This is a genomic window from Achromobacter pestifer, from assembly GCF_902859625.1.
Taxonomy (GTDB): domain Bacteria; phylum Pseudomonadota; class Gammaproteobacteria; order Burkholderiales; family Burkholderiaceae_B; genus Achromobacter; species Achromobacter pestifer.
Genome location: NZ_CADIJX010000001.1, coordinates 1068621 through 1089821, shown reverse-complemented (window position 1 = coordinate 1089821; position 21201 = coordinate 1068621). Strand labels below are relative to the sequence as shown.

The window sequence follows — 21201 nt, the reverse complement described above, 5'->3', positions numbered from 1 at the left end:
GTTGCCGCAGCCTGTCAGGCGATGGCGCCGCGCTCGCGCAGGGCCTGGATGTGGGATGGCGCCAGGCCCAGTTCCGCCAGCAGTTCTTCCGTGTGTTCGCCCGGCGCGGGCACCGGGCGGGCCTGTCCTGGCGTGCGCGAAAGGCGCGGCGCAGGGGCTGGGTGCACCACGCCGCCGGTCTCGATGAAGCTGCCGCGCGCCAGATGGTGGGGATGCTGCGGCGCCTCGTTGAAATCGAGCACCGGCGCGAAGCAGGCGTCCGAGCCTTCGAGCAGCGCGCACCATTGGTCGCGGGTCTTGCCAGCGATGATGCCCGAGAGCTTGGCCCGCAGTTGCGGCCATTGCGCGCGCTCCCATTGCGGCTGGAAGTCCGGGTCGTCGATGCCGCAGCGCTCCAGCAGCAGGCGGTAGAACTGCGGTTCGATCGCGCCGATGGAGACATATTTGCCATCCGCGCAGGCATAGCAGCCGTAGAAGTGCGCGCCGCCGTCCAGCATGTTGGACTGGCGCTGGTTGACCCAGCTGCCGTCGTGCAGCTTGCCGTGGTAGGCGCTGGCCAGCAGGGACGCGCCGTCGCAGATGGCTGCGTCCACCACCTGGCCTTTTCCCGTGCGGCCGGCTTCGAGCAGGCCGCAGAGGACGCCGAAGGCCAGCATCATGGCGCCGCCGCCCATGTCGCCGACCAGATGCAGCGGCGGCGCGGGTGGCAGCTCGGCATGCCCCATGGCGTGCAGCGCGCCGGTGATGGCGATGTAGTTCAGGTCATGCCCCGCCGCTTGCGCCAGCGGGCCGTCCTGGCCCCAGCCGGTCATGCGGCCATAAACCAGCCGTGGGTTGCGCGCCAGGCACTCGTCAGGCCCCAGGCCCAGCCTTTCCATGACGCCGGGTCGGAATCCTTCCAGCAAGGCGTCCGCCTTGTCCACCAGCCGCAGCACGATGTCGGTCGCGCCGGGTTTCTTGATGTCCAGCGCGATCGTGCGGCGGCCCCGGTCGATGAGGGTGCCGCCGCCGCCCAGGAATCCCGGCGTCAGCCGGTCGATGCGGATCACGTCCGCGCCCATGTCCGCCAGCATCATGGCGCAGAAGGGGCCGGGCCCTATGCCGGCCATTTCCACCACCGTCAATCCGTTCAGGGGACCAGCCATGTCTATCGTCACTCCATGATTGCGTGTTCAGGAATCGAAGAATTCGGCGCGGGCGTCCAGGATGATCTGAACGTACTTCTGCATGTTGGCGTCCATCCGATGGGTCGGGCCGACGATGGACAGCGCTGTCAGTTGGCCGCCCACGCGCCCTGCGATGCCGACGGCCGATACGCCTTCATTGCCTTCGTCGCGGCTGTTGAAATAGTGCTTGGCCTGCTGCGATTCGATCTGCGCGCGCAGGGTGCCGGGGTCGGTGATGCTGCTGGCCGTGACGTGCTCGAAGGGCAGGGTGTCGATCAGCGCATTGCGCTCCGCGGGGTCCATCTCGCCCAGCAGCGCCTTGCCCAACGCCGCGACCTGAAGGTCGAAGGTGGTGCCGGGTTGCACCACGTAGCGCAAGGCGCGCGGGCTCTCCTGGCTGGCGTAGATCTTCACCTTGTTGCCGTCGAGCAGCCCGCACATCGATGATTCGCCGGACTGGCGCGTCAGGATCTCCAGCGCTTCGGACGCAAAGGACTGTAGCGGGTCGGCAGCCGAGATCCCCTGGGCCACGTCAAGCAGCCTGCCGGTCGGGTGGAAGTAGCGCGACTTCGGCGTGCGCAGCAGGTAACCAGCCTGGCGCAGCGTATACAGCAGATCGGAGCAGTTGCTGTCGGCCAGCTCGAGAAAGCGCGCCATTTCCGAATTTGTCAGGGGACGGCGTTCCCGCGCATAGACTTCGAAGACTTGCAGCACGCGCTGTGCGGTAGGGAGGATTTGCGGCATAGGATGTTGGAGTTCAGTGGGGAGCCGGCCCTGGCGTTTGGGTAATCGGTCATTTCAACGCGGAAATGCCCAATACGCTTTGCGCCATGAGTAGGGCCTGGATCTGGTTGGTGCCTTCGGCGATGCTCAGGTGGCGGGCATCGCGGTAATGGCGCTCGACGGGGAACAGCGTGGTATAGCCCGCGCCGCCATGCACCTGCATGGACAGTTCCGCCACGCGCAGCACGGCGTCGGTGGCGTGGCGCTTGGCCATCGAACATAGCATCTGGCTGTCTGCGGCACTACGGTCCAGCGCGTCGGCCGCGCGCCAGCACAGCAGGCGCGAGGTTTCGACCAGCGTCATCATGTCGGCGATCATATGCTGCACCATCTGGAAGCCGCCTATGGGTCGGCCGAACTGGACCCGGTCGCCAGCGTATTTTACTGCCGCCTCATAGGCGGCCTCGGCGATGCCCTGCGCGGAGAACGCCACCACGCAGCGGCCGATGTTGAGGTATTTCTTGGCCAGCGCGAAGCCCTTGCCTTCGGTGCCGACCAGGTTGGCCGCAGGGATTTCGACATCCTCGAACAGCAGCTCGCCCAGCGGGCAGCTGAGCATGCCCATCTTGTCGATGGGGCTGGACGAGAAGCCCGGCATCGCGCGCTCGAACAGCAGGCAGGACACGCCGCGCTCGCCGCTTTGCCGCTGGGTCTGCACGAACACCACGCCTAGCTCGCACACCGTGCCCAGGCTGATGTAGAGCTTGCGGCCGTTGACCCGCCAGCCGCTCGCGGTTTCGATGGCGCGGGTTTCGACGTTGGCGGCGTCGGAGCCGATGTTCGGTTCGCTGAGCGCGAAGCTGGCGATCGCGTCGCCCGACAGGACGCGCGGCAGGTACTTTTCCTTGAGATAGGGCGAGCCGCCGTCGCTCAGCACCGAGGCCGCGAGATTGCTGGTGCTGACGATGCTGCGCAACGAAGGCCAGACGCGCGCCAGCTCGGCTATCAGCACGCCGTAGGTCGTCATGGGCAAGCCGTAGCCGCCGTCCTTTTCTTGAAGCATGCCGCCCAGCAGGCCGAAATCGCGCATCGCGCGGACCATGTCCTGCGGCACGATGCGGGCTTCGGCTTCGTAGCGGTTGACGATGGGCGCGACTTCGGCCGTCAGGTAACGGCGCAGCGAGTCGCGCAATTCGATTTGGGTGGAGTCCAGTGAGAAGTCCATGCGAGTCCTAGACGGGTAGGGTCGGGAGAGAGGGGGCGGCGCTCATGGCTTAGGCAGTCCAAGGCCGGTATCGGCCCCAAGGCGCAAGCCGATCAGCGCGTCCAGCGGCACCGCGCCTTGTCCTTCGGCGCCGACCCAGACCGGGTTGAGCTCCATCTCCTGCAAGGCGTCGCGGTGGCTCCAGGCGAAGTCCGAGACCCGCAGGATCAGGTCTTCCAGGGCTGCGAGGTCGGCCGGCGCCTGGCCGCGCACCCCGTCCAGCACGTCGGCATGGCGGATTTCACGCAGCAGGGCGCGGGCATCGTCGCGGGACAGCGGAACCATGCGGTGGGCCACGTCGCGGATGGTCTCGACGAAGATGCCGCCCAGGCCGAAGGTCAGCACCAAGCCGAAGGCTGCGTCGCGGTGTACGCCGACCAGCACTTCGCGGCCGCCCGGCGGCAGCATGCGCTCCACCAGGATGCCGTCGATGACGGCGCCTGGGCTGTGGCGCGCGACGGATTCATGGATGGCCGCGTAGGCCTCGCGCGCCGCGCCGGCGCTGGCGATGCCCAGCTTGACCCCGCCGGCCTCGGTCTTGTGCGCGATCTGAGCGCTGACCACCTTCATCACCACGGGCAATCCCAGGCGCTCGGCCTCTTGCGCCGCCTGCTCGGCGCTGGCGACTACCCGCCCTTCAGGAATCGGCAGGCCAGCTTCGCGCAGCAAGGACTTGGCCGCGGCTTCGCTGAGCATGCGGACGCCGCTGGCCGCGCCTGCGCTCTGATGCGAGGCCGGGGCGGATTGCGGCGCCGGCCGCTTCCAGGGGATGGCCTTGGACAGCGCGGCGATCGCGTCCGATAGCGACAGGAAGGGCAGCAGGCCGGCCGTTTCCAGCAACTGGAAGCCGCCGCCCAGGCGCCGGCTCATCCAGACCGGCACGATCAGGGTGTCGGTTTCTGCCGCCACCGTGGCGATGGCTTGCGCTATGCCGTCGGTGATGGATCCGTAATCCATGGGAACAGGGAACAGCACCGTGCCCACCGCGGGGTCGGCGCATATCGCGCGCAGGCATGCGGCCGAGGCCTCGGGGTTGCGCAGGATGTCGGCCGTGGTATCGACCGGATTGTCCATGGCGGCGAAGTCCGGCAGCAGCTTGCGCAAGGCGGCCTTGGTTTCCGGCGCGAACACCGCCATCGGCAGGCTGGCGGCGCCGGCGATGTCGGCCGCCAGCGCGGCGGTGCCGCCCGAGAAGGTATAGATACACAGGCCGTTGCCGCTCTTGGGCGTGATGCGGGTCAACAGACGCGAGACCGCCAACAACTGGTCCAGGTCGTCCACTTCGATCGCGCCGAATTGGCGGAACACGGCGCTGTTGACGGCGGCCGTGCCGGCCACCGACGCCGTGTGCGACTGGGCTGCGCGCACGCCGGCTTCCGAGCGGCCGACCTTCAGCACCACCACCGGCTTGTTGCGCGCGCGCGCCAGTTCCAGCGCCGCGGTCAGGCGCCTGCCGTGCTTGACGCCTTCCATCAGCAGGGCGATCACGCTGATCTTCGGGTCATTGGCCATGTGGGCGATGAAGTCCGGAATCTCCAGGTCCACCTCGTTGCCCGCGGAAAACCACAGCCCGACGCCCTGGCCGAAAGACAGGCCCTGTAGCAGGTTGCGTCCCAGCCCGCCGCCCTGGGTCGCCAGGCCGATGGAACCCGTGTTCAGATCGTCCTTGAAAGCGGGCGAAAAAGTCATGCCCAGGCGGTCGCGGACATTGACGAAGCCGGGACAGTTGGGACCGTACACATGCAGGCCGGTGGCCTGGCACAGCTCGGCGATCTCGCGTTCCAGGCGCTGGCCTTCCTCGCCCGCCTCTGAAAACCCTGATGTCATGACCACCGCGAAGGGAATGCCGCGCGCCACGCATTGGCGCAACGCATCCAGCACCAGCGAGGCATTGATCATGATCAGGGCCACGTCGATCTCGGCGTCGGGCAGGGCGCTGATCGAAGGCCAGCAGGGCCGGCCGCCGATCTCCTGGTAGGCCGGATTGACCGCGTAGACCTCGCCCGGCACTGACGAATGCAGCACCAGGTTGTCGTACAGGCGGCGCCCCTGACTGGATTCGCGGGCGGAGGCGCCGACCACGGCCACGTTGCGCGGATTGATGAAGCGGCTCAGGTCTGCGAACGGTTTCATGCCGTGCCCTCCATGGACCGCAGCACCATCGCGAAGTCGGCCTGGACCACGACCTCTCCGCGCTGGTTGACGGCTTCGCGCCGGAACACCACCTTGTCCTTGCCGGGTCGGTACTGCCCGGTCTTTTCCGTCACCGTCACCCGCACGACGATGGTGTCGCCGATGAAGGTGGGCTTGGGAAAGCGGCAATTGATGTCGATCAGCGCCAGCACATAGGGTTCCAGCTGGCGGTAGCCGCTGGACTGGGTGGTCAGTCCGGACAGGACGGACAGCACCAGCAGGCCATGGGCAATGCGCTGGCCGAAGGGCGTGGCGCTGGCGTACTCGTGATCGACGTGCAGGCGGTTGAAGTCGCCGGACAGGCAGGCGAAGTTGACGATGTCGCTTTCGGTGATGGTGCGGCCGGCGGACTCGAAACTGTGGCCGACCGCAAGCGGCGGCATCGGGGGCGGGGGGGACAGCGGGAATTTGCTGGCTGGGCTTGCGCTTTGCATGGCTGATCGGATTCCGGAGTGGGGCGCGAAGAGGGCGTTTTACGAAGCGTAGCGGCCGCCGGTCACATGCAGCAGTTCGCCCGTGATGAACGAAGACCGCTCGGAGGCCAGGAAGGTCACGGCGTTGGCGATGTCCTCAACCGCGCCCAGGCGCGGCACCGGCTGGCGCGCGAGCGCGTTGGCGCGCAAGGTCTCGTAGGTGGACAGGCCGCGCACCAGCGGCGTTTCGATCAGGCCCGGGGCGATGGCGTTGGCGGTGATGTTGAACTTGCCCTGTTCCAGCGCCAGCGCGCGGGTGAAGCCGATCAAGCCAGCCTTGGCGGCTGAATAGTTGGTCTGGCCGGGGTTGCCCCAGTGAGCGCGCGAGGCGATGTTGATGACGCGGCCCCACTTCCTTTCCATCATCGAGGGCAGGGCGGCCTTGGTGCAGTAGTAGGCGCCCTTCAGGATGGTGTCCACCACCGAGTCCCAGTCTTCCACCGGCATCTTCAGCAGGTACTTGTCGCGCGTGAAGCCGGCGTTGTTGACCAGGATGTCGATGCCGCCGAATGCGTGCGCCGCCAGTTCGGCCATGGTCTGGACCTGATCGGGATCGCAGACGTCGAGCACGGCGCCGATGGCGTCATGGCCGGCCTGTTTCAGGCTGCCGACCGCCTGTTCCACCGATTCCGGGTTGATGTCGGTAATCACGATCCGGGCGCCTTCCTGCGCCAGGGCCAGCGCCGAGGCGTAGCCGATGCCGCGGCCCGAGCCCGTGATGACAGCGACTTTACCGGTGAGTTGCAGGTCCATCTCCATTCCCCTTCTGTAGCTGATGGGTGCCCGGCGCCTTGGACCCGAAATCCGATATCCCGGGGTGCGTCAGACAGGTTTGAATTTATTCCGAGGTTCCGAAGAAATATACACACCACCGGAAATATTGACAATTAATATCGGCACGTCGTTATACTGTTCGGCATGTCGGAATAAGTTGGCCCGGCATTCCCATATCTCTAAGAAAAACGGAAGGAGATCGACTCATGGCAATGTTGAAGGGATTGTTGGCCGCGGTACTGAGCGTGGCTGCCGTCGGAGCAGCCAGCGCGGCTGATGCTTATCCGGACAAGCCGGTGCGGTTCTACGTGGGCTTCGCGCCTGGCGGCGCCACCGACCTGCTCGCCCGCCTGTACGCCAAAAAACTCGGGGAACGGTTCAATCAGACATTCATCGTGGAAAACCGCCCTGGCGCCGGCGGCAATATCGCGATCCAGGCGCTGACCCAGGCGCCAGCAGACGGCTACACGATCGCGATGGCGGCCAATTACGTGGCGGCCAACGCCGCCATGAAGCGCAACCCCTACGACTGGGAGCGCGACCTGATGCCCATCGGCATGGTGGCTTCCACGCCCAACATCCTGGTGGTGCCGCCCGGCTCCAGCATCCAGAGCGTCGACGACCTGATCCGCAAGGCCAAGACGCCGGGCAATAAGCTGACCTTCGCTTCGGCCGGCATGGGCTCATCCATCCATCTGGCGGGCGAGCTCTTCAAGGTCATGGCCGGGGTCGACATGACCCACGTGCCCTACAAGGGCGTGACCCCGGCAGAGGTGGACCTGATGTCGGGCACGGTGGACATGATGTTCGGCAGCGTTTCCACCGCGATTCCGCTGGTGCAGTCCAAGAAGCTGAAGGCGCTGGCTGTAACCGGGCGCGAACGCATGAAGGCGATGCCGGACCTGCCCACCATCGAAGAGGCCGGCCTCAAGGGCTATGACGTGGAAGCGGTGTACTTCATGGCGGCGCCCGCCAAGGTGCCGGCGCCGGTCTTGAAGAAGCTGGCCGACGCCGTGGCCGACATCAACAAGCAGCCCGACGTGCAGGAGTTCATGGACCGGATCTACGCCCGGCCCTTGACGGGCGGCCCGGAAGAGGCTCGGGCCTTTCTGAAGACCGAAGTGAAGAAGTGGCAGGGCGTGGTCGATGCCACCGGCATGAAGGTGGATTGACGCGCGGCAACGAGTCCGGTCATCGGATTCGAGACAGCGGGCGCCACAAGCCCGCGGGACACAAGACTATCAGGAGACATACATGAACACACGCAGGCGAGTCGCGCTGGCAGTGCTGGCCGGCCTGATGACCTCATTGGCCCTGCCGCAGATGTCGCGCGCGGCGGATGGCTATCCGACCAAACCTTTGCGCCTGATCGCGCCCAGTTCGCCGGGCGGCATCCTGGACATCACCAGCCGGATCGTGGGCAAGAAACTGTCCGAACGGCTGGGGCAGCCAGTGGTGGTGGAAAACGTGCCGGGCGCGGCCGGCATCCTGGGCATGCAGAGCTTGCTGCGCGCCGAACCCGACGGCTACACGATGGTCATGGGCAGCAGCGGGCCGAACGCAGTCAATTACACGCTGTACAGCAAGCTGCCGTACGCGATGTCCGACTTCGCGCCGGTGGCGCGCATCATCACGATGCCAAACGCGCTGGTCGTCAACGCCAACGCGCCAGTCAAGACGCTGGCCGAATTCCGTGACTATGCGCGCAAGAAGCAGGGCAACCTGTCCATGGCGGTATCCATGATCGGGACCTCCGGACACCTGGGCGGCGAGCTGCTGAAGAACCGCCTGGACTTCACGGCGATCACCGTGCCCTACAAGGGCGCGGCGCCGGCGACCAATGATCTGGTGGCGGGGCAGGTGGATTTCACGGTCGAAAACGTGATCACCGTGGCACCGCTGGTCAAGGCCGGCAGGCTGCGCGCGCTGGCCGTCACCACCCGCGAACGCAGCCAGATCCTGCCCGACGTGCCGACGCTGGCCGAGCAAGGCTATCCCGACGTGGATGTCGGCGCGTGGCTGGGCGTGCTGGTCGCGGCCCGCACGCCGCCGGCAGTGGTCGCCCGCTTGAACACCGAGCTCAACGCGGTCCTGGCCGATGAAGAGGTGAAGAAGCAACTGGCGCAGCAGGGCGGCATTCCGCTTGGCGGCACGCCGGCCGAGTTCGACACTTTCATCCGGTCGGAAAAGGACCGCTGGGAAAAAATCATCAAGGCCGCCGGCATCAAGGCGGAATGACCAGCATGCCGGCGGCGGCAAAGACGCCGCCGGCATGCGTAGGGAGGCATGATCCATGGCAATCGATTATCAAAACCTGCGCAATTGGAAGTTCGAGGACCGCGTCGACCGCTATACCGCGCGCGACTGCATGATCTACGCGCTGGGACTGGGCTACGGCAGCGATCCGGGCAAAGAAGGCGAGCTGCGCTACGTGCATGAAGAGGGGACGGCCGTGGTGCCGACCTTCCTGGCCACCATCGGTGCGCCCAACGGCTGGGCGGCCGATCCGGCCACCGGCATCGACTGGGTGAAGATCCTGCACGGCGAGCACCGCATGACCTTCCACGCCCCGCTGGCCGCAGCCGGCGCGGTGCGCAGCCAGACCCGGGTGACGCGGGTGGTGGACAAGGGCGCCAGCAAGGGGGCGCTGGTGGTGACCGTGCGCGATATCTCGGATGCCGACAGCGGCGAGCCGCTGGCGACGGTCGAGCATGTGTCGTTCTGCCGCGCCGATGGCGGCTTTGGCCAGGGCGACGAATCGCCAGAGGCTTTGCCGGCCACGCCGGAGCGCGAGCCCGATCAGGTCGTGTTGCTGACCACGCTGCCACAGCAAGCCCTGCTGTACCGCCTGAACGGCGACCTCAATCCGGTGCACGCGCTGCCGCAAATGGCGCGCGCCGCCGGCTTCGACCGGCCCATCCTGCATGGGCTATGCACCTATGGCATGGCGGCCCGCGCCTTGTTGCAGGCCTGCGCGCCTGCGGCGCCGCAGCGGCTGGGCGCGATCGCCGCGCGCTTTTCGGCGCCGTTCTTCCCGGGCGAGACGCTGCGCGTGGAGATATGGCGCGACGGCGACAACCTGCGGTTTCGGGCCCTGGCCCACGAGCGCGGCACGGTGGTGCTGAGCAATGGCGTCGCCAGCCTGGCGCATTGAGCAAACGAGAGGTGAACCATGTCTGCACTTGAAGCCCATGCCCGGGAGATGCCCGATCGCATCGCCTACCGCATGATTCCGTCTGGAACCACGGTGACCTGGCGCGAGCTGGAACTGCGCAGCCGCAAATGCGCGGCAGCCTTGCTGGATGCCGGCTTGCAGGCCGGCGACGTGATCGCGGTGTTCCTGGAAAATCATCCGCGCTTTTTCGAGCTGTTGTGGGCCGCGCACCGCATCGGCCTGTACTACACCACCATCAGCCGCCACCTGAAGCGCGAGGAAGCGCGCTACATCATCGAGAACTGCGATGCCCGGGTCCTGTTCTATTCGGGCCAGACGCAGGCCGAAACGGATGCCGACAGCCTGGACCGGCGCGGCGTGTTGCGCGTCTGCATGGATGGCGCGGACGCCGCCGCGATCCAGTACGAGGCCTGGGCCGGCCGCCATGCCGACGATGTGGCGCTGCCGGAAACCCCGGAGGGCACGGACTTCCTGTATTCGTCGGGCACCACCGGGCTGCCCAAGGGCATCAAGCGTCCGCTATCGGTGGCCAACCGCTACTTCCGCGTTGGCGACGCGCCCAGTAGCGCGTGGAAGGCATTCGATCGCGACACGGTCTATCTGTCCACCGCGCCGTTCTATCACGCAGCCCCGGTGCGCTGGAACATGGCGGCGCTGCGCGCGGGCGGCAGCTGCGTCATGCTGGAAAAATTCGATGCGGCCGGGGCGCTTGAGGCAATTTCCACCTACGGCGTCACGCATTCGCAATGGGTGCCGACCATGTTCATCCGGCTGCTGCGGCTGCCGCAGGAAGTACGTGCGCGCCACGACCTGTCCACGCTGCGCTACGCGGTGCATGCGGCCGCGCCGTGCCCGGTCGACGTCAAGGAAGCCATGATCGCGTGGTGGGGGCCGATCCTGTACGAGTACTACAGCGGCACGGAGCTGGTGGGGCGCACGTCACTGGGCTCAGACGAATGGCTTGCGCACCGCGGCTCGGTCGGCAGGCCGGAATTCGGCCAGGCGCACATCGTGAGCGAAGATGGGCTGAACGAACTGCCCGTGGGGCAGCCCGGCGTCATCTACTTCTCCGGGGGCGGCTCCTTTGAATACCACAAGGATCCGGACAAGACGCGCGGCGCCTACAACGCGCGCGGCTGGGCCACCTATGGCGATATCGGCTATCTGGACCAGGACGGCTATCTGTATCTGACCGACCGCCTGTCCAACATGATCGTGTCGGGCGGGGTCAACATCTATCCCCAGGAAGCCGAGAACCTGTTGAGCACGCATCCTGCGGTGGCCGATGTGGCGGTGGTCGGCGTGCCGAACGATGAGTTCGGCGAGGAGGTCAAGGCGGTCGTGCAATTGCGTGATCCCGCCGCCGCCAGTCCCGACCTGGCGTTGCAGCTGATCGCTTATTGCCGTGACCGGATCTCGCCCGTCAAGTGCCCGAAGAGCGTGGATTTTTCCAGCGACATGCCGCGCACCGAAACCGGCAAGCTGCTCAAGCGGCTGGTCAAGCAGCGTTACTGGCCGCAAGCGTAGGCGGTCCCTCATGACAGATCAGGAGACGGCATGAACCGGCAGCGCAAGCTTTTCTCGGCGGACCATGAACTGTTCCGCGACACCGTGGCGCGCTTCATCGCGCACGAGATCACGCCCAACCACTACCAGTGGGAACAGGAAGGCCTGGTGCCGCGGGACCTCTGGCGCAAGGCCGGCGCAGCCGGCATCCTGCTGCCCAGCACGCCCGAGGAGTACGGCGGGGGAGGCGGGGATTTCCTGCACACCATCATCGTGGTGGAGGAGATCGCCCGCGCGTTGGCCACCGGCGTCACCGGCTTCACGACCCATTCCGACATCGTGGCCCCTTATCTGCTGAACTTCGGCACCGAGCGCCAGAAGCAGCGTGACCTGCCAGGCATGGCGCAGGGCGACATCGTGGCATCCATTGCGATGACCGAGCCGGGGGCGGGCAGCGACGTCAAAGCCATACGCACCGCGGCGGCCAAGGCGCAGGGCGGCTACGTCATCAACGGCCAGAAGACTTTCATTACCAACGGCTTCCATGCCGACCGCGTGCTGGTGGTGGCCAAGACCGATCCCGGCGCTGGCGCGCGCGGCATCAGCCTGTTCTGGGTCGATACCGCGACGACCGGATTCACGCGCGGACGCCTGCTGGACAAGGTCGGACAGAAGGCGCAGGACACGGCCGAGCTGTTCTTTCAGGACATGTTCGTGCCGGACGAAGACATGCTGGGCGAGCCGGGCCAGGGCTTCGGCTACCTGATGAAGGAATTGGTGCGCGAGCGCCTGATGATCGCGGTGCGCTGCGCCATGGCGCTGGAAAGTGCCTTGCAGTGGACGGTCGACTACACCAAGGAACGACGCGCCTTCGACAAGGCCCTGATCGACAACCAGCACATCCGCTTCAAGCTGGCCGATATCAAGACCCTGGCTGCCGCCACCCGCGCCTTCGTCGACGGCTGCGTGCAGCAATACCTGGACGGCGAGCTCGACGCCGGGGGCGCGGCCATGGCCAAGCTGTGGGCGTCCGAAGCCACGATCGCCATCGATGATCTGGTGCAGTTCCATGGAGGCTACGGCTACATGCGCGAATACCCGATTGCCCGCGCCTACACCGATGTGCGGCCCAACCGGATCTATGGCGGGGCCTCGGAAGTCATGCGCGAACTGATCGCCCGCACGCTTTGAATCTTCTTCTTCGACTTAGACAGGAACAGATCCCTACATGACCAAGCACCTTTCGAAATCGGTCGCCATTGTCGGCGCCGCCGAATCCGACCTGGGGAAAGTCCCCGGCATGACCTCACTGGACCTGCAAGCGCAGGCCGCCGCTCGGGCCTTGCGCGATGCCGGGCTGACGCTCAAGGACGTGGATGGCGTGTTCGCCCACGTCGACGACAAATTCGCCGGCCTGCATCTGGCGGAATACCTGGGCATACGGCCGCGCTATGTGGATTCGACCAGCGTCGGCGGCATGTCCAGCGTGATGCACATCCGTCACGCCATGGCCGCGATCGAGGCCGGCATGTGCGAGGTGGCGCTGGTGGCCTACGGCAGCACCCAGCTGTCGGATGGCACGCGCAAGGTCGGCGGCACGCCCGAGGACATGCGCATGCCGCGCGGCCAGTTCATCACACCCTATGGGCAACTGAGCCCCATAGGCTATTACGCGATGGTGGCGAAACTGCACATGCACCGCTACGGCACCACCCACAAGGACCTGGCCGAGGTGGCGGTGGCGGCGCGCAAATGGGCGCAACTCAATCCCAAGGCCTACCGGCGCGAGGACACCTCGATCGACGAAGTCATGGCTTCCAGGATGATCGCCGATCCCTTGCGGCAGCGCGACTGCTGCCTGGTGACGGACGCTGGCGGCGCCGTCATCATCACGTCCGCCGCGCGCGCCCGTACCCTCAAGCGGCCGCCGGTCTACGTGATGGGCATTGCTGAATCCTTCTCGCACCACTACACCCCGTTCAACACCGCTGACTGGCTGGATACCGATGTGGCGCGGACGGCGGATGCCGCGCTGGCGATGGCCGGCGTCACGCGCGCCGACATCGACGTGGTGCAGATCTACGACCACTTCACCATCGGTGTGATCCAGTCGCTGGAGGAATTGGGCTTTTGCAAGCGCGGCGAGGGCGGCGCCTTCGTGGCGCAGGGGCGTCTGGCCCCCGGGGGCGATTTCCCCATCAATACCTCGGGCGGCGGCCTGTCCTACAACCACCCGGGCCAGTTCGGCATGCTGTTGCTGCTTGAAGCGGTGCACCAGTTGCGCAAGGAATGCGGGGAGCGCCAGCTGCCCAAGGCAGAGCTGGCGCTGGTACATGCGCCCGGCCTGGTTTTTTCCTGCAACACCACCCTGATTCTCGGAGTCTGACCATGGACCAAGTTCAACGCCCGCTGCCGCAACCGACCCGGATCACCCAGCCGTACTGGGACGCGGCAAAGACACATCGCCTGGTCATCCAGCAATGCGGTTGCTGCAAGACGCGCCAGTTCTACCCGCGCGAGTTCTGCACGGCGTGCCTGTCAGACAGCATCGAGTGGATCGAGTGCGGCGGCCAGGGAACCGTCTACACCTATACCATCAATCGGCGGCCGAGCAACGCGGGCCTGAGCGACAAGGTGCCTTATGTCGTCGCCATGATCGACCTGGACGAAGGGGTGCGCATGATGGCCAATATCGTGGATAGCCCGCCCGAGGCGGTCAGGGTAGGCAGCCGGGTGCGGGTGTGCTTCGAGCAGGTATCCCCCGACATCACCTTGCCGCAGTTCACGTTGGAGGCCTGAGGATCACGTGGCCTCGTCGGATACGGTGAACCCGCCGAGGCCAGATCCTTTGCCGATCATCACGTTGCGGGATTCAAACACGCGCAACCGGTCGGAGAAACGCCCGGATCAGCCTTGCTTGCCGAAACCGCCGCTTGCCCACTCCGACGCACGTTGCACGCTCAGCTTGTAGTTCGGTGCGACGTGGACCTCGGCCAGTTGTTCGCCGGATTCATCGTAGGCGCTTAGCACGGCATAGGGCTCGTCTTCATCTGGAACGATGTCCAGCTTGACGGTCAGGCGACCAGCGGCGGCATCGATCTTCACGCTCTTGTGCAGCGTCGCGTGCAGTTGCTGTTCGTGACGGCGCAGGACTTCGTTGGCGGTCTTGACCAAGGTGATGAACGCGGGGGAGTCGAGCGGCTTGGGGTTCTTCTTGTCGCGCCCCATGGTCCAGGGGCCCACCAGGGCCGGCTCGGCTTGTCCGTCCAGGGTCATCTCCACGGCCCAGCCGTCGTCGTCCTCGTTCTTGATGATCCGGGCGGTCCAGCCGTCGTCACGCCAAAGCCTGGGTTCCTGTTCCTTGCGGTCTTCGGTTATATCGGTATCCGATATGTGGGTGTCATTCACTGCGGTACTTCTCCTGGATTCGTTCGCTGGCAAAGCCACGCTGATCAGCACTGTAACGTAACGCTCGCGCGCGTTCCCGATGTGCTGGATCTAAAGTGGTCATTTTGGCATGCCCGCACGAGACCGGCCGCCGCGGAGGCCTTCTAAGGTGCCTCGGATCCCATCCGGGTCTCCGAAGGCGATTCGCCGAAGATGGCACGGTAGCGCGCTAGCGAATAGTTGGAGTAGGGATAGCTTTCGCGGTCGAATATCTCGGCGATGGGGGCCTTTCGCATGGCTTCGCCTTTCAATGCCGCATACACCGCATGCAGTTGACGTAAATGGAGATAGTGGGTGGGTCCGCAGCCAAAGCACTGCTGAAAGAACCCCCTGAGCGATCTTGCGCTGAAGGATAAACGGTCAAATTCGACCAGATCAGGCTTGGATCCGTTCGCAACGCGCAGTATGTCTAGCGTTGCGTCGCACATCTCGTGGCGAGACATGCCGGGTCGGCCGCGCATGGGCTTTCGCACCGACCGCGCGCGAATCAATGCCGCAACAGCATTTTCCATCAGCGCGCGTCCCGCCGGCGGAGGGGTGTCGGGGGCCGCCGCGACCAACGCCGCTTGATGCAACGCCTCGACAAGAATCGGCTCGAATTGCAGCATTTGCGTGGATCGAGTCCATGAGCGCAGGACGGCGGCGGTCTCGTCATCTCCGCGAAAAAGCGCCGACGACAGCGGAATGGCGATGGTCATCCATCGATTGGGTCCGATCGCTCGAAACACAAAGCCTCGGCCTGGTGCAAGTATGCCCAATAGCCCCGGTCTGAATGCGACCCCGTTCAACCAGGTCGGCTCCGGAGGGCCATTCGAGATCAAGAACATCAAATGCGCGGGCGATCCCGATGCCTCGCACAGGTTCGCCACGGTTTCAATGCCTTGCTGGATGACGATGCCGTCAATATCTGCGTGGCCAATCTGCCATGGGCCATCGGCTGGGCCAAGCAAGCGCACGTTGAGGTCAACGTTGACCACGGCGGCTTCGTACTCTTCAAAGGATCTCAAACGATGCAACTTCATGGAGTTCATCGCAACATGCTGACGAGTTATTGCCAAAATTAGCATGGACTCGGGGACACGTCACTAGCGAGAATGGTTCCGTTCCAGCATTTGCCCGCGCCAGCCCTGCACAGGGATAACCCCGAGGATGTGCCACATGGTTAAACACGGAATTGTCATTGCTTCATCGCTTGCCTTGCTGTTTTCGGCCGGCCCGGCGTTCACCGCGGCGCCCGAAAAAGCCGCCAAGAGCGCGCTGACGCTTCCTGCGGCCGGCGTGACCATGCACCCCGAGTACGCCAAGACCATTGGTCGCATGGCATATGTGTGGGGCTGGCCGATGGTGAATATGCTTAACCGCAAGGAGCGCATCACCAAAGCCCCCCGTCCCGGCCTGCTGGGGGGAGTCCTGCCAGCGGCTCCGCGTGGGCAGGTGGGTATGCTCCATGACTACATCGTGCCCGAAGAGACCTTTGTGGCATGTCCAAATCAGGACGTGGTGTATGGCTTGGGATTCTTTTCGCTGGATGAAGAGCCCGTCATTGCGCAAGTGCCAGACTTTGGCGACCGCTTTTGGGTCTACGCGCTCTATGACCAGCGCACCAATCAGTTTGGTGAACTTGGCAAGCCATATCAGAGCAAACCCGGTTTTTATCTTCTGGTCGGCCCTAATTGGAAAGGCAAGAAGCCCGCCGGCGTGCAGGCGGTCATTCGCAGCCCAACCGCACTGGCCAATGCGATTCCGCGCATCTTCATGGATGACACTGAGAAGGACCGGCAAGCCATCCAGGCAAAAATCAACCAGGTCGTGTTCTATCCGTTGAAGGACTTCAATGGCAAGATGAAAACCATCGACTGGAAGACGGCACCCGACATTCCCAATCCTCAAGCAGACTCCGCCAGTTCAGGTGAAACCCGCTGGGTTGTGCCTGAGAACTTCTTTGATCAGCTGCCGCAGGTCCTCGACATGGTGCCGCCTTTGCCGGGCGAAGAAGCCATGTACGCTCAGTTTCGTTCGGTCCTTGAGGCGGCAGCCCGTGATCCCGCGATCAAGGATGCACTGGTCCAAGCGGCCAGGGAAACGGAAGAGCAGGTCATTACGCCATTCTTCAAATGGACCCATAACGGCCGTCCGGCCGGCAATCAATGGAACCGGTCCACCAACAATGCGCAGACGGGAATTGACTACTTCAATCGAACCGGCACGGCAAAGTCGAATATGTTCGATAACCGGCCGACCGAGACGCAATATTTCTATACCGACTTTGATTCAACGGGGGCGACGCTGGACGGCGGCCAGCGGTATGAAGTCACGTTCCCGGCAGGACAGCTCCCCCCGGTAAAGGGCTTCTGGTCGCTGACGTTATACAACCAGCACCACCTCTTCAGCGCCAATGATCTCAAGCGCTATTCGCTGGGGACCAAGAACAAGGATCTGAAGCGAAATCCAGATGGATCGCTGACCATCTACGTGGGGCCAGCCTCACCGGGCAAGGATAAGGAGTCAAACTGGCTGCCCTCTCCGAAGGAGCCGATCTCGCTGTATATCCGAGCCTATTGGGGCGAAAAGGGCATCCTGGACGGGGGGTGGAAGCCGCCTGCGGTCAAGAAAGTTGAGTAGGGCCGCGGGCCAGGACAACCTTGCATCGCGTCCATCGGACGCGCGTGACTTCCATCCATCCGAAGGAGTGGGCCCATGCCTGCAACGTTCAGACTTTCCTCTGCCGCTTTCGCGCTGCTTGGCGCGCTTGCCGCAAGTTCAGCGCTTGCGCAACAGAACGCGCCAGCTTCTCCTTTGGTCCAGCAGATCAACAACGGGAATTGGCTCGACACCAAAGAGGCGGAGTCGCTGCGCGACGAGCTGTATTATCAGCGCGCGATCCACGCATACATGACAATGCTGCCTGCGCTCAATGTCATCGGTATGCGTGATGGTTCGGAGAAGGCATTCGGAGCCGGCTACAACATCCTTCCGATCTGGAAGCAGCGCATGGATTCGCGCACGATGGTGCCCACGCCCAACGCCGATGTCATCTACTCCATGAGCTACCTTGATTTGAAGAAGACGGGGCCATTGGTGGTCAAGGCTCCGCCCAACGTCATCGGCATGTTCACTGACTTCTTCCAGCGCACCATCACGGATGTCGGCGCGGTCGGGCCCGACCGGGCGCGCGGGGGGCTGTATGTCCTCTTGCCGCCGGACTACCAGGGGCATGTGCCAAGCAGCTACTTCGCTTTCAAGTCACCCACCTACAACGTCTTTCTGTTCTTCCGAACCGTCATGGCCAAAGGAGATGGAAAGCCCGACCCCGTGCCTGCGGTGAAGAGCGCCGAGACGACGCGCGTATACCCCTTGTGGGCGACGGAGAAAGACGTCAAGCCGATGGCGTTTCCGGATGCCAGCGGCAAGCCCCTTAATATGATGTACCCCACGGACAGCACGTATTGGACCAAGCTCAAGGAGTTTGTGGACTACGAGCCCGTCGAAGCCATTGATCCTGAGTTGCGTGGCGTGCTGGCCTCCATCGGCATTGTCAAAGGTCAGCCGTTCAAACCGACCGCGCGTCAGGACGAGCTGCTGAAAAAGGCCGTTGAAACCGCGCCCAGAATGATTCTGGCAAACCGGCAATTGGGCCGTGAAGACAAGCGCAACCTCTACTACAAGGACCGGTACTACGAAAATACTTGGGCGGGCGGCACGGCCGAATGGATGCAGGACAGCTACCTGGATGTTAGCCAGCGCGCCAATTTCTTCCAGTTTGCCTACTCTTCAGCGCCCGCCATGGTGATGCATACCACCGGCGCGGGTTCGAAGTATCCCTTCACCGCACGAGACCGGGACGGCAATTTCCTTGATGGCAGTCATACCTATAAATTGCATTTGCCTCCCAATCCGCCGGCCGGCCTGTTCTGGGCGGTGACGGCATACAACATTACCGACGGCACGATGCCCGAAACCAAGCAGTTGTTGCCTTCCACGAATGGCTATTACGACATTCCCAAGCAGCCCGACGGTTCCATCGATATCTGGTTTGGACCGGAAAAGCCTAAGGATGTGGTGGATGCCGCATTCATCCAAACGATTCCTGCGCGGAACTTCCTTGTCGCTCTGCGCTTGTACGGCGCCGAAGATGCCTTTTACGATCAGACCTGGAAGCCGGATGACGTGGTAAAGGTTGAGTGACGGCGGCAGGTTTCTTGGGTGTCAGACTGCATTTTTCCGGAGTTGGACATTGCAGTCTGACACCCTAACGAACCCTAAAGCGCGGAACCCGAAAGCGCGAAACGACGTTCTTAGCGGCGCACGCCGCTTTCCAGCCGCCGGGCCACCTTGGACAGCGCCAGGCTCGCTGCAAAGTACAACAGCGCCACTGCCAGATAGACCTCGACGTGATAGGGCCGCCAATCGGTGCCGGCTACCACGGCCTTGGCCGCGCCAAGCACGTCGAATACCCCGATGATGCTCACCAGCGACGTGTCCTTGACCGCGCCCACGAAGACGCCCAGCGCGGCGGGCGCGGCGATGCGGCGCACTTGTGGCCAGATCACGGTCGTGTAGGCGGTGAAAGGGCGCATGCCCAGGGCGCGTGCCGCCATCATCTGGCCGGGCGGTATGGCCTGCAAGGCGCCGCGCAGCACTTCAGCCAGCAGGCAGGCGGTGTGCAGCGTCAATGCGGCCAGCGCCATGCTGAACTTGGAGACGCCGCCGCCCAGCAGCATGGGCAGCACAAAGGACGCGAACAGCAACTGCGTCACCAGTGGCACGCCACGCACGGCCTCGATCAGGCTGGCGGCGGCCAAGGACCCCGCGCGACTGTCCGAGCGCCGCAGCAGCGCCAACCCGAATGCCAGCGGCACGGCAGCGGCGAGGGCAGCGATGGCCAGGATCAACGTGACCAGCAATCCGCCCCAGCGTTGCGGGCCGATGGCCTTGCCGCCCCAGGGCCAACCCGTCAAGGCGCCGACCACGACCGCCAGCAGGATCAGCAGCAGCACGGTGCGGGTCTTGGCCGGCAGCCGGCGCGCGCTCAGCGTCAAGGCGATGCCGGCCAGCAACGCCACGCAGGCGAAGAATGCGGGCGTGCGATCGGGTTGCGCCATGGTGCCGAAGAACAGCAACGGCAAGTTTTCGTTCACCGCAGCCCAGCAGGCGCCGGAGACATCGGCGCAAGCGGCGGGGCTGCCTTGCCATGCGGCCCGCAAGATGGCCCAGTCCAGCAGCAACCAAGCGGCCGCTGTCAGCGCCAAGGCCAGGACGGCCGACGCCAGCCAGCCGAGCCAGGGGCGGCCATCGTTGCCGGCAGCGTTCCAGTGGGGGCGGTCGCCTAGCCGCGCGCCATGAGTGTCGCCCGGGCCGTGCCGCGTATGGCGTGCGTTCCAGGCTGATAGCCCGCCGCCCAGCAACAGCGCCAACATCAGGTACACGGCGGCCGCCAGTGCGATGCCTTCCAGCGCCAGTCCGGTCTGCGTGATGGCGGTGTTGATGACGGCCATCAATTCCTGGTAGCCGATGGCAATGGCCAGGGTACTGTTCTTCACCAGCGCCAGGCACTGGTTGGCATAGGGCGGAAGCGCCACGCGCGTCGCGTAGGGCGCAATGACCAGCCGCAACACGCGCCACGGCGCGAGCCCCATTGCCTGCCCGGCTTCGACCAGTCCCAGCGGCACCGCGCGCACGGCAGCGCGCACGATGTCGGCGATATAGGCGGCGTGGAACACGACCAGGCCGATCACCAGCGCCGCGAACTCAATACTGGGTTGCCAGCCGCCTTGTAGCCCCAGGCCGCGCTTGACGGGCAGGTCGATTTGCAGGGCAGGCAGCAGCGCCCACGTCAGGACGGTACCGGCCAATGCGGCATACACCGGCGTCTTTCCCAAGCGGCGGCTCGTGTGCCAACGAAACATCAACGCCGCCAGCGCCAGCAGTGCCACGGCGGCATAGGGCAGCCAGCCATGCACGGCGGGCAAGGCCAATCCGCGGTTGGACAACAGTACGGACGGCAAAGGCGACCACGCCTGTCGCACATCAGGCAGCCGCAGCAACAGGCCGTACCAGACGAATAGTTGCAGCAGCACCGGCGTATTGCGCAGCGGCGCGATGATGATCGCCGCGCAGCGCGCGGCCAGCGAATGGGACGACAGGCGCATGAGGCCCAGCGCGATGCCCAGCGCGGTCGCCAGCGGGATGGCCACGGCGGCGACGGTCAAGGTATTGACGAGGCCTGCCGCGATGGACATCCAGTACGGATCGTCCGGTGTGACGCTCAGCAGGCTTTCTGAAATGCGGAAGCCCGAAGCCTGGAACAGGAAGCCGAATCCACCCTGGACGCCACGCGCCGTCTGCACCGATTCGATGTGCAGCAACAAGACAGCGGCCATGCCGCCCAGCGCCAGGATCCAGGCCAGGGACGGCAGCCAGCGGCGCAGCGGGCCAACGGGGGAGGAGGGGTAGGAAAGTGCTGTCATCATGGATCGTGCC

General features: G+C 64.7%; 18 protein-coding genes. 9 read left to right on the top strand and 9 right to left on the bottom strand.

The annotated features are described in order from the left end of the window. Positions 1-14 precede the first annotated feature (14 nt). The 6 genes from HV753_RS04670 to fabG are packed head-to-tail and all read right to left on the bottom strand — an operon-like array spanning position 15 to position 6572. Positions 15-1145, bottom strand: coding sequence for a CaiB/BaiF CoA transferase family protein (locus HV753_RS04670; protein WP_175173231.1), 1131 nt, complete (start codon positions 1143-1145; stop codon positions 15-17). 27 nt (positions 1146-1172) lie between these two features. Then, complete coding sequence (locus HV753_RS04665; RefSeq protein ID WP_175173230.1) at positions 1173-1910, bottom strand: IclR family transcriptional regulator; 738 nt, start codon at positions 1908-1910, stop codon at positions 1173-1175. A 49-nt stretch (positions 1911-1959) separates the two neighbouring features. Next, positions 1960-3114, bottom strand: coding sequence for an acyl-CoA dehydrogenase family protein (locus HV753_RS04660; protein WP_175173229.1), 1155 nt, complete (start codon positions 3112-3114; stop codon positions 1960-1962). A 42-nt stretch (positions 3115-3156) separates the two neighbouring features. Continuing rightward, positions 3157-5286 (bottom strand): acetate--CoA ligase family protein, encoded by a 2130-nt coding sequence (locus HV753_RS04655; RefSeq protein ID WP_175173228.1) that lies wholly within the window; start codon positions 5284-5286, stop codon positions 3157-3159. Beyond that, positions 5283-5780, bottom strand: coding sequence for a MaoC/PaaZ C-terminal domain-containing protein (locus HV753_RS04650; RefSeq protein ID WP_175173227.1), 498 nt, complete (start codon positions 5778-5780; stop codon positions 5283-5285). Before HV753_RS04650 ends, HV753_RS04655 begins: the two co-directional genes overlap by 4 nt. A 39-nt stretch (positions 5781-5819) precedes the next feature. Continuing rightward, positions 5820-6572, bottom strand: coding sequence for a 3-oxoacyl-ACP reductase FabG (gene fabG, locus HV753_RS04645; RefSeq protein WP_175173226.1), 753 nt, complete (start codon positions 6570-6572; stop codon positions 5820-5822). Positions 6573-6799: 227 nt separating this feature from the next. On the opposite strand from fabG, the gene HV753_RS04640 reads away from it, so the two are divergent. The 7 genes from HV753_RS04640 (at position 6800) to HV753_RS04610 (ending at position 14073) form a co-directional block, all read left to right on the top strand. After that, complete coding sequence (locus tag HV753_RS04640; protein ID WP_175173225.1) at positions 6800-7765, top strand: tripartite tricarboxylate transporter substrate binding protein; 966 nt, start codon at positions 6800-6802, stop codon at positions 7763-7765. Positions 7766-7847: 82 nt separating this feature from the next. Next, positions 7848-8831 carry a Bug family tripartite tricarboxylate transporter substrate binding protein gene (locus HV753_RS04635; RefSeq protein ID WP_175173224.1) on the top strand — a complete coding sequence of 328 codons (984 nt, stop codon included), beginning with the start codon at positions 7848-7850 and terminating at the stop codon, positions 8829-8831. Between the two features lie 55 nt (positions 8832-8886). Further along, positions 8887-9747, top strand: coding sequence for a MaoC family dehydratase (locus HV753_RS04630; protein WP_175173223.1), 861 nt, complete (start codon positions 8887-8889; stop codon positions 9745-9747). Positions 9748-9765: 18 nt separating this feature from the next. Further along, positions 9766-11295, top strand: a complete 1530-nt coding sequence (locus HV753_RS04625) for an AMP-binding protein (protein WP_175173222.1) — start codon at positions 9766-9768, stop codon at positions 11293-11295. 30 nt (positions 11296-11325) lie between these two features. Then, a complete protein-coding gene (locus HV753_RS04620) occupies positions 11326-12465 on the top strand; it encodes an acyl-CoA dehydrogenase family protein (protein ID WP_175173221.1) in 1140 nt (379 codons plus the stop codon). A gap of 37 nt (positions 12466-12502) precedes the next feature. After that, a complete protein-coding gene (locus tag HV753_RS04615) occupies positions 12503-13660 on the top strand; it encodes an acetyl-CoA acetyltransferase (protein WP_175173220.1) in 1158 nt (385 codons plus the stop codon). A 2-nt stretch (positions 13661-13662) separates the two neighbouring features. Then, positions 13663-14073, top strand: coding sequence for a Zn-ribbon domain-containing OB-fold protein (locus HV753_RS04610; RefSeq protein ID WP_175173219.1), 411 nt, complete (start codon positions 13663-13665; stop codon positions 14071-14073). A 108-nt stretch (positions 14074-14181) separates the two neighbouring features. Here HV753_RS04610 and HV753_RS04605 read toward each other — a convergent pair whose 3' ends face one another. Then, positions 14182-14682 (bottom strand): hypothetical protein, encoded by a 501-nt coding sequence (locus HV753_RS04605; protein ID WP_175173218.1) that lies wholly within the window; start codon positions 14680-14682, stop codon positions 14182-14184. Positions 14683-14825: 143 nt separating this feature from the next. Beyond that, positions 14826-15752, bottom strand: a complete 927-nt coding sequence (locus HV753_RS04600) for a helix-turn-helix domain-containing protein (RefSeq protein WP_175173217.1) — start codon at positions 15750-15752, stop codon at positions 14826-14828. Between the two features lie 127 nt (positions 15753-15879). Between HV753_RS04600 and HV753_RS04595 the strand changes: the two genes are divergently transcribed. Both HV753_RS04595 and HV753_RS04590 read left to right on the top strand, forming a co-directional pair. Next, positions 15880-17343 (top strand): DUF1254 domain-containing protein, encoded by a 1464-nt coding sequence (locus tag HV753_RS04595; RefSeq protein ID WP_246288150.1) that lies wholly within the window; start codon positions 15880-15882, stop codon positions 17341-17343. A 75-nt stretch (positions 17344-17418) separates the two neighbouring features. Further along, on the top strand, positions 17419-18906 hold the full coding sequence (locus tag HV753_RS04590; RefSeq protein WP_175173215.1) for a DUF1254 domain-containing protein: 1488 nt from the start codon (positions 17419-17421) through the stop codon (positions 18904-18906). A 110-nt stretch (positions 18907-19016) separates the two neighbouring features. On the opposite strand, the gene HV753_RS04585 is transcribed toward HV753_RS04590, so the two are convergent. Continuing rightward, positions 19017-21191 (bottom strand): ABC transporter permease subunit, encoded by a 2175-nt coding sequence (locus tag HV753_RS04585; protein ID WP_246288149.1) that lies wholly within the window; start codon positions 21189-21191, stop codon positions 19017-19019. Between the last annotated feature and the right edge of the window lie 10 nt (positions 21192-21201).